General features: G+C 69.0%; 10 protein-coding genes and 1 tRNA gene. 10 read left to right on the plus strand and 1 reads right to left on the minus strand.

All coding sequences use genetic code 11. The features are described 5' to 3' along the window. The 5 genes from rpmG to R2N01_RS10390 form a co-directional block, all read left to right on the plus strand. Positions 1 to 130, plus strand: a 130-nt coding sequence (rpmG, locus tag R2N01_RS10370) for a 50S ribosomal protein L33 (RefSeq protein WP_316670914.1), incomplete at its 5' end; no start/stop codon positions are given. Between the two features lie 160 nt (positions 131 to 290). Further along, a complete protein-coding gene (locus tag R2N01_RS10375; RefSeq protein ID WP_316670897.1) occupies positions 291 to 1,034 on the plus strand; it encodes an alpha/beta hydrolase in 744 nt (247 codons plus the stop codon). A gap of 67 nt (positions 1,035 to 1,101) precedes the next feature. Then, on the plus strand, positions 1,102 to 1,542 hold the full coding sequence (locus R2N01_RS10380) for a MaoC family dehydratase N-terminal domain-containing protein (protein ID WP_316670900.1): 441 nt from the start codon (positions 1,102 to 1,104) through the stop codon (positions 1,540 to 1,542). Beyond that, on the plus strand, positions 1,539 to 1,991 hold the full coding sequence (locus R2N01_RS10385; RefSeq protein ID WP_316670902.1) for a MaoC/PaaZ C-terminal domain-containing protein: 453 nt from the start codon (positions 1,539 to 1,541) through the stop codon (positions 1,989 to 1,991). Before R2N01_RS10380 ends, R2N01_RS10385 begins: the two co-directional genes overlap by 4 nt. Further along, a complete protein-coding gene (locus R2N01_RS10390) occupies positions 1,988 to 3,136 on the plus strand; it encodes a UDP-N-acetylmuramate dehydrogenase (protein ID WP_316670905.1) in 1,149 nt (382 codons plus the stop codon). The genes R2N01_RS10385 and R2N01_RS10390 overlap by 4 nt, the downstream gene beginning before the upstream one ends. A 76-nt stretch (positions 3,137 to 3,212) precedes the next feature. Here the strand turns inward: R2N01_RS10390 and R2N01_RS10395 are convergent, their stop codons facing one another. Further along, a complete protein-coding gene (locus R2N01_RS10395; protein WP_316670907.1) occupies positions 3,213 to 4,751 on the minus strand; it encodes a sugar transferase in 1,539 nt (512 codons plus the stop codon). A gap of 689 nt (positions 4,752 to 5,440) precedes the next feature. On the opposite strand from R2N01_RS10395, the gene R2N01_RS10400 reads away from it, so the two are divergent. The 5 genes from R2N01_RS10400 to rplA all read left to right on the plus strand — a co-directional run bounded on the left by R2N01_RS10400 (position 5,441) and on the right by rplA (position 8,349). Continuing rightward, positions 5,441 to 5,513: transfer RNA gene (locus tag R2N01_RS10400), tRNA-Trp, on the plus strand. 171 nt (positions 5,514 to 5,684) lie between these two features. Continuing rightward, positions 5,685 to 6,131, plus strand: a complete 447-nt coding sequence (secE, locus tag R2N01_RS10405; RefSeq protein WP_316670910.1) for a preprotein translocase subunit SecE — start codon at positions 5,685 to 5,687, stop codon at positions 6,129 to 6,131. Between the two features lie 20 nt (positions 6,132 to 6,151). Further along, positions 6,152 to 7,000 (plus strand): transcription termination/antitermination protein NusG, encoded by an 849-nt coding sequence (nusG, locus tag R2N01_RS10410; RefSeq protein WP_399553280.1) that lies wholly within the window; start codon positions 6,152 to 6,154, stop codon positions 6,998 to 7,000. Between the two features lie 111 nt (positions 7,001 to 7,111). Continuing rightward, positions 7,112 to 7,546: a 50S ribosomal protein L11 gene (gene rplK / locus R2N01_RS10415; RefSeq protein ID WP_316670912.1), complete on the plus strand. Its 435-nt coding sequence runs from the start codon at positions 7,112 to 7,114 to the stop codon at positions 7,544 to 7,546. Positions 7,547 to 7,647: 101 nt separating this feature from the next. After that, positions 7,648 to 8,349 (plus strand): 50S ribosomal protein L1, encoded by a 702-nt coding sequence (gene rplA, locus R2N01_RS10420; RefSeq protein ID WP_316670913.1) that lies wholly within the window; start codon positions 7,648 to 7,650, stop codon positions 8,347 to 8,349. Positions 8,350 to 8,393 lie beyond the last annotated feature (44 nt).

Here is an 8,393-nt window from a genome sequence, read left to right on the forward strand (position 1 = left end):
TGCCTGCACCGAGTGCAAGGAGCGCAACTACATCACCAAGAAGAACCGCCGCAACACGCCGGACCGCCTCGAGCTGAGCAAGTTCTGCCCGCGCTGCGGCAAGCACACCGCTCACCGCGAGACCCGCTGAGGTTCCCGAGCCCCCGCGGGGCCCGAGGGATGTCCGACGGCCCCGCATCCTGCGATCGGGCCCTGCCGCGCCGGGCGTCCGGCGCGGGCGCACTGCTCATGGGCGGCGTCGCCGCTTCCGGGCCTGTCCCGGGCCCGCGGATCCGTCCTAGGCTGGGGGCATGATTCATGATGTCGTGCCCTTGGGCGGCTCCGATGCGACGCTGACCTGCTATGTGCACGGCCGGGCACCCAAGCTGGCCAATGTCGGCACCCGGCCGGCGGTGCTGGTGCTCCCCGGCGGGGGCTATGAGCACTGCTCCGACCGGGAGTCCGAGCCGGTGGCCCTGGCGCTGGCCGGAGCCGGCTACCACACGTTCGTGCTGCGCTACTCGGTGGCGGATGCGGGCACCTGGCCGAATCCGCTGCGCGATGCCGAGACCGCCCTCGCCGTCATCGCCGGCCGGGCGGGCGAATGGGGCGTGGACGCCGACCGCATCGCCATGCTCGGCTTCTCGGCGGGCGGGCACCTGGCCGCCTCGACCGCATTGCTGGGCGCCCGGCGTCCGGCGGCCCTGCTGCTCGGCTACGCGGTGACCACGACCGAGACGCTGCGGCTCTGTCATCCGGGAGTGCGGGCCGCACCCGATCTGCTCGCCGCCGTGGACGGATCCTGCCCGCCGGCATTCATCTTCCACACCTGCGACGACGACGTGGCGCCGGTCACCGACTCGCTGAGCCTCGCCGAACGCCTGGCCGCGGCCCGGGTCCCCTTCGAGCTGCACGTCTTCCCGACCGGGGTGCATGGGCTGTCCCTGGCCACCGGGCTCACCTCCACCGGCCGCCCCGAGATGGTCAATCCCTCGGTGGCCAGATGGCTCGGGCTGGCGGTGGACTGGCTGCATGCCCGCCTCCCGGTCGGATGAGCCGGTGGGCCGCCCCGGCCGGGCGCTGGGGCGATGGGCCGGGGCGGCCCCAACCTAGGATTGAGACGTGAGCATCGGCACTGAACACGAGGGGCGGAGCTATCCGCCCTCCCGGCCCTACACGGTCAGTCGCGCCAAGATCGACGAGTTCGCCGCGGCGCTGGGCGACACCAGCCCCGCCTACAACGGCGACGGCGGGCACGGGACCGCCATCGCGCCCCCGACCTTCGCCGCCGTCATCGCCGCCCGGTCCTGGGACGTGATCTTCGACGATCCAGAACTCGGTCTGGCCCTGCACCGCACGATCCACGCCGACCAGCGCTTCGAGATCACCAGCCCGCTGCGAGCCGGCGACCGCATCGTCTCGACGCTGACCATCACCAAGGTGCGCCGGCGCGGCCCGGCCGACATGGTCACCGTCTCGGTCCGGCTCGACACCGTCGAGGGCGAGCCCCGCTGCACCGCCGTCTCAACCCTCATCCACACCCGCCGGGGGGACGCGGCATGAATGCATTCGACCCGGCCTCCGTCACGGTCGGCGATGAGCTGCCCGCGCTGGACCTGCGCGCCACCCGCGCCACCGCCGTGCGCTACGCCGGCGCCTCCACCGACTTCAACCCCATTCACTGGAGCGACCGCATGGCCGGCGAGCTGGGCCTGGACGGCGTCATAGCCCACGGCATGTGGACGATGGGTGCGGCCCTGCGCATCGTCAACGACTGGTGCGGCGACCCGGCCCGTCTGATCGCCTACTCGGTGCGCTTCACCGGCCCCGTACCGCTGCCCGATGACGACGAGGGCACCCTCGTCCGGGTCAGCGCAAGGGTCACCGAGGTCGCCGACGGGGCTGCCACCGTCATGATCGACGCCCGTATCCCCGCGGCCTCCGAGAACGGGAAACCGACCAGGGTGCTGGGCGCCGCCCGCGCTCGGGTGAGCCTCGAGGGGGCGGCATGAGCCTCGATTGGGGGGAGGGCGCCGACTGCTTCCCGACCGAGCCCGGCGACGACCGCCGGCTCGACCGCGTCGAGGGCGCCCTCGAACCCCGCGCCGTCCCCGACTCGCCGCTGCTGAGCGAGCACACCAGCTTCCACATCGGCGGCCCGGCCAAGAGCTTCGTCATCGCCCGCACCGAGCGCGAGCTCATCGACGCCGTCACCGCGGCCGACGAGGCCGGCGAGCCCCTCCTGGTGCTCTCAGGAGGCTCGAATGTGCTCATCGACGACGCCGGTTTCGACGGCACCGTCGTACGCGTCGACAACCATGGCGTCTCCGCCGAGGTCTCGGCCTGCGGGGGAGCGGTCGTCCGCGTCGGCGCCGGCGAGGTCTGGGACGACTTCGCCTCGTTCGCCGTCGGGAACCGGTGGCGCGGCCCGGAGGCCCTGTCGGGCATTCCCGGCCTGGTCGGCTCCACCGTCGTGCAGAACGTCGGCGCCTACGGCACCGATGTGAGCGCCTGCGTCTACCAGGTGCGCACCTGGGACCGGCTGGCGAGGGGCTACAGGACCTTCGCGAACGCCGACTGCGAGTTCGCCTACCGCGACTCGGTCTTCAAGCGGACGCCCGTGCCCGGTTCCCCGACCGGCCGCTACGTCGTCCTGGAGGTCGTCTTCCAGTTCCTGCTGGGAGATCTGTCGATGCCGATCGGCTACGCCGAACTGGCCGGGAGCCTCGGCGTCGCGCCCGGGGAGCGCGCCCCGTCCGCCCGGGTCCGTGAGAAGGTGCTGGCCCTGCGGGCCGCCAAGGGCATGGTCATCGATCCGGACGATCACGACACCTGGTCCGCGGGCTCGTTCTTCACCAACCCGATCATGAGCGCCGAGCAGGCCACCCGGCTGCCCGCCGACGCCCCGCGCTTCGCCCAACCGGACGGGCGCGTGAAGTCATCGGCAGCCTGGCTCATCGACCATGCCGGCTTCCACAAGGGCTTCGGCGACGGCCCTGCGGCCCTTTCGACGAAGCACACGCTGGCCCTGACCAACCGCGGCGGCGCCACCGCCGCGGACGTCGCCGCACTGGCCAGGACGATCCGCGACGGCGTCCGGGCCCTCTACGGCATCACCCTGGTGCCCGAGCCGAACCTGGTGGGCGTGCAGGTCTGACGGCCCAGGCACGACCGCCCCCGGTGTGCGAAGGGCGGGGGTGATCTCCTCCCTCACCGCATGGACTCCAGCGGACTCAGTAGGCGCCGGAGGAGCTGAACACCGCCTTGAAGGTCTTGAGCAGGATGCTGAAGTCCTGGACCAAGGACCAGTTGTCGACGTAGTACAGATCCAGACGAACGGCGTCCTCCCACGACAGATCGGAGCGGCCGGAGACCTGCCACAGGCCGGTGATACCGGGCCGGACGTCGAGGCGACGGCGGACATGCTGCTCGTACTTGTCGACCTCGGACTTGAGCGCGGGGCGCGGGCCCACCAGGGACATCTCGCCCCTGAAGACGTTGAAGAGCTGGGGGAGCTCGTCGATCGAGAAACGCCGGATGAACCTGCCCACCTTCGTGATGCGCGGGTCCCTCTTCATCTTGAAGAGGACGTCGCCATCGGACTCGTTCTGGTTCTGGGCGATGAGCCGCTTCTTGATCTCGGCGGCGTTGGGGACCATCGAACGGATCTTGTAGCACTCGAAGGGCTTGCCGCCGATGCCGATGCGCTGCTGTTTGAAGAGGATCCGCCCGCCGTCCTCGCGTTTGATGGCGAGGGCGGTGATGCCGATGACCGGCAGGCTGATCAGGATCAGCAGCGAGGAGCACACGATGTCGAAGAGGCGCTTGGTGATCTGGTTGTAGCTGTGCGTCGACGGCTTGTCGATGTACATCAGCGGCATGCCGGCCACCGGGCGCATGGTCATGCGCTGGGCGGCGATGTCGCTCAGCGCCGGGACGACGATGAGCTCGACCCTCTCGGCCTCGAGCTTGGCGGCCAGGCGGTTGAACATGTGCGAGCGCGGGAACGAGCCCTCGGCGAAGACGATCGTGCCGACGTCAGTGGTACGGGCCACGTCGAGGGCGTTCTCAGGGGCGCCCACGGCCGGGATGCCCGGGTACTGCACGCAGGGCATCATGTTCGGCGTCAGCACCCCGACCACGTCATAGCCCAGCCAGCGCTCGCGCTTGAAGACGCGGATGATGTCGGCCACATGGGCCGCGTCGCCGGCCACGACGACCGAGTGCCTGATGTGCCGGTGACGGTGCAGGGCGAAGATGACATGACGGCTGACCCAGCGGCTGACGAGCAGGGCCGGGGCGCCGATCACGTAGGTGAGGAGGAAGTAACCGCGCGAGACCGGTACGTCGAGCAGGTAGGCGAAGGCGCCGGTCATGCCGATGGTGACCAGGGTGCCGCGCAGCACATTGCGGTAGTCGATGACGTCGATGCCGAAGTTGCGGACGCTGTAGGCGCCGCACTGCCGCAGGCAGAGGAACCAGACCAGCATGGTGAGCACTGCGAAGGCACCAGTCATGCCGCCGGCGCCGAACCAGACGATGGAGTCGCGGAGGCGCAGAGCGATGAAGGTGGCGATCGCCATCGCGATCAGATCGCCGCCGACGACGCTCCAGATGATCATGCTGCTGCGCCTGTGCACGCGATCGCGCGGCTCGACGCTGCTGCACCACTCGACCTGCGATGCGGACTCCGCAGCGGAGGTCGAGAACAGCTCGGTGAGGTTCCCTTCGTCGAAATCTGCGAGAGAGTGGTCCTTGGTGATGAGCGACATGGCAGATATCCGCGGACGGAATCACCAACTTTCGGTGAGAGGCGTACTTTCTGACTGAGTGGGGTCCATGCGGAAGCCGACACCGAACCGGGCCTGGAGACGTGCACCGGCGCCGCGAGAGCTCCAACGGCCTCTCATGCGAGCACGATGATTCACCGGTTGGTGAGTCGGATCTCCAGCTGCCGTGCAGCAGGGGGGTTCGGAGCCGGCTTCGTCGAAGAGGCTACCGCCTGTCGGAGCCGGGCGCGTAGGCATCCTGGTGATGACCGCCCGGTCCCCGTTGAGCGGTCATCGCACCCTGGTTGCACGCTTGATCCGCCCTAGACATCGAGTCCGCTTGTCAATCAGGGTTTTGTTCGCTCTCAGCTATGTTTTACCTGAGGATGACCTATGAATCTTATTGCCATGCGTTGCACGGACGTGCACCCGTACCCGGTTGGTATTGCACGTTGACTTGTCCTGATGCTTCCTGTGTATTCTGTGACGGGGCCGTTGCCTCGACCCTGACCGGAGCTTCAGGGTACCCTGATCTTGCAATGTGAGACGCCGACCCGGTGAGGAGGCCGGATGGACGCCTCCCGGCGCCTCCGGTTCTCCGGTTTCGCCTGCGAGGGTTTTGCCGCTAGACTTCCCTTCTTGGTGGCGCAGTGCGTTCTGCGGCGGTCGCTCCGCAGTGCTGCTGCGCCTGAAGGGCACTAGCTCAATTGGCAGAGCAGCGGTCTCCAAAACCGCAGGTTGGGGGTTCAAGTCCCTCGTGCCCTGCAGGGGCGCGTTCCACGCAGCCGGTTCCATCCGAAACCGCGCGAGGCGGCACGTGCCCTCGATGTTTGGGGCCCGCCGGTCCCCGGACACCGTGGGGACGGCACTCGTCCCGGTACCACCGCCAGCGCCGGCCGGCGCCGGCGAGAGAAGACTCGGACAGGGGCAGTACACGTGGTCGATGAGAGCACGCGCACGGATGATGCCGCCGATGCTGATGGGCGTGAGCCCCGCAATGGGCGCTCGGGCTCCGGCGGTGCCGTAGGGGCGCGCCGCGCCCGGAGAGGGCTGGAACGCGCCGGCAGGCCGAAGCGCCGCCCCGCCGGGGCCGATGGCGATGGACCCGCCAAGGCCATCGAGCGCAGGCACACGACCGCCCCGACCCGTCGCGCCGGCGGTGCCGAGAGGAAGAGGACCAAGGAGCCCGCCAGGCGAAGGCGCACCACCCCGTGGGGTTTCGCGAAGCAATCCGTCGATGAGCTGAAGAGGGTCATCTGGCCCAGCGGCCAGGAGGTCAGTCAGTACTTCGTCGTCGTGCTCGCGTTCGTCGTGTTCATCATGGCGATCGTCGCGGGCCTCGACCTCGGTTTCACGAGGCTGCTGCTGAGGCTGTTCGGCTGAGGACCAGGAGGAGATATCACGTGACTGAAGTCCCTGACGGCGATTCCGCCGCACCCGCCGAGAACATCCAGATCGACCTCGGCCCCGCCGAGGACGCCGATACCGGCATCAACCTCGATTTCGCCGACTTCTCGGCCGAGACCTCCGATGACGTCCAGATCGACCTGGGCGCCGTGGACGAGGTCGAACCGGCCGGCGGCGAGCCCCCGGCGGAGGCCGAGCCCCCCGTCGAGGACGTCGAGGCCGACGAGGCTCTCGTCGAGGCGCTCGAGGAACTCCACGACGGACTCGTCGTCAAGCCGGGCGACTGGTTCGTCGTGCACACGTACTCCGGCATGGAGAACCGCGTCAAGCAGAACATCGACAACCGTGTGAAGTCCCTCAACATGGAGGACTTCATCTACGAGACCGTCGTCCCCACCGAGGACGCGGTCGAGATGCGCAACGGCCAGAAGAAGAACGTCACCCGCACCTACATGCCCGGCTACGTGCTCGTGCGCATGGAGATGACCGACGAGAGCTGGGGCACCGTGCGCCACACCCCGTCGGTGACCGGCTTCGTCGGAAACGCCCAGGAGCCCACGCCCCTGAGCCTGTCCGAGGTCGAGGACATGCTGACCCCCTCGGTCGTCGCCCGCGTGAACGCCGAGAGCCAGTCCGGGCCGGGCCGGGCCCGCGCCAGGGTCGAGGTCGTCGACTATGCGGTGGGCGATCAGGTCATGGTCGTCGACGGTCCCTTCGCCGGTGTCCATGCCACGATCACTGAGATCAACACCCACAACCAGCGCTTGAAGGCCAACGTCGAGATCCTGGGCCGCGAGACCCCGGTAGACTTGACCTTCCCGCAGATCCAGAAGGTCATGGGCTGAGGATCTGCACGGCCCGCCGTGGGCCGGGGCGGCAGGGCGCCCAGTACCCATCACCCCGACGCACACCCCCTCGCACCGTGCGCCGGGGACCAGCGAAGAAGGACCCGACACATGCCTCCCAAGAAGAAGGTAGCGGCGATCGTCAAGATCGCCATCCAGGCTGGTTCCGCGACCCCCGCGCCCCCCGTCGGCACCGCCCTCGGCTCGCACGGCGTCAACATCATGGAGTTCGTCAAGGCCTACAACGCCAGGACGGAGGCCATGCGCGGAACCGTCATCCCCGCGGAGATCACGATCTACGAGGACCGCACCTTCACCTTCATCACGAAGACTCCGCCGGCCGCCGAGCTCATCAAGAAGGCCGCCGGCGTCCAGAAGGGTTCGGGCAGCCCCGACAAGGAGAAGGTCGGCACCATCACCTCCGACCAGGTGCGTGAGATCGCCCAGACCAAGATGCCCGATCTCAACGCCGACGACGTCGAGGCCGCCATGAACATCGTCGCGGGCACCGCCCGCTCCATGGGCGTGGTCGTCAGGCGAACCTGATGACGACGCGCTGGGCGTCGTCCCCGATGAATCTGGAAGGGGAAGTGCCCCCTCACCAGGACTGGTGGATCAGCCCGCGAGGCTGACGGAAAGGAACCAGCATGAAGCACTCCAAGCGCTACGCCGCCGCCGCGCAGTTGAGCGACGGCAGTCAGCTGTACTCGCCTGACGAGGCCCTGACCATCATCAAGCAGTACGAGCCGGGCGGTTTCGACGAGACCATCGAGGTCTCCATGCGCCTCGGCGTCGATCCCCGCAAGGCCGACCAGATGGTGCGCGGCACGGTCAACCTGCCGAACGGCACGGGCAGGACGGCGAGGGTCCTCGTCTTCGCCCAGGGCGCCAGGGCCACCGAGGCCGCCGAGGCCGGCGCCGACGAGGTCGGCGCCGATGAACTCATCGCCCGGGTGGCCGACGGCTACCTCGATTTCGATGCCGTCGTCGCCACCCCCGATCTCATGGGCAGGGTCGGCCGCCTCGGCCGCGTGCTCGGCCCCCGCGGTCTCATGCCGAACCCGAAGACCGGCACGGTGACCATGGACGTCGCCAAGGCCGTCTCCGACATCAAGGGCGGCAAGATCGAGTTCCGCGTCGATCGCCACGCCAATCTGCAGTTCGTCATCGGCAAACTGAGTTTCGACAAGGAGGCCCTGCTGGCCAATTACCGGGCCGCCGCGGACGAGGTCCACCGTCTCAGGCCGAGCGCCGCGAGGGGGCGCTATCTGCGCAAGATCACGTTCTCGACCACGATGGGCCCCGGCATCCAGGTCGACCCGGCCGCGGCCCGTCCCGCCGAGGCCTGAGCGCTGCTGCGCCGTCGACGCCGGTGGCCCGGCCCCGCGGGGCC

The organism is uncultured Propionibacterium sp. (assembly GCF_963539965.1).
In the GTDB taxonomy this organism is placed as follows: Bacteria; Actinomycetota; Actinomycetes; order Propionibacteriales; family Propionibacteriaceae; genus Propionibacterium.

Coding starts and splice junctions, on each gene's coding strand:
- R2N01_RS10375 (WP_316670897.1), top strand. CDS start 291: ATGATTCATGATGTCGTGCCCTTGGGCGGCTCCGATGCGACGCTGACC.
- R2N01_RS10385 (WP_316670902.1), top strand. CDS start 1,539: ATGAATGCATTCGACCCGGCCTCCGTCACGGTCGGCGATGAGCTGCCC.
- R2N01_RS10390 (WP_316670905.1), top strand. CDS start 1,988: ATGAGCCTCGATTGGGGGGAGGGCGCCGACTGCTTCCCGACCGAGCCC.
- R2N01_RS10395 (WP_316670907.1), bottom strand. CDS start 4,751: ATGTCGCTCATCACCAAGGACCACTCTCTCGCAGATTTCGACGAAGGG.
- rplK (WP_316670912.1), top strand. CDS start 7,112: ATGCCTCCCAAGAAGAAGGTAGCGGCGATCGTCAAGATCGCCATCCAG.
- rplA (WP_316670913.1), top strand. CDS start 7,648: ATGAAGCACTCCAAGCGCTACGCCGCCGCCGCGCAGTTGAGCGACGGC.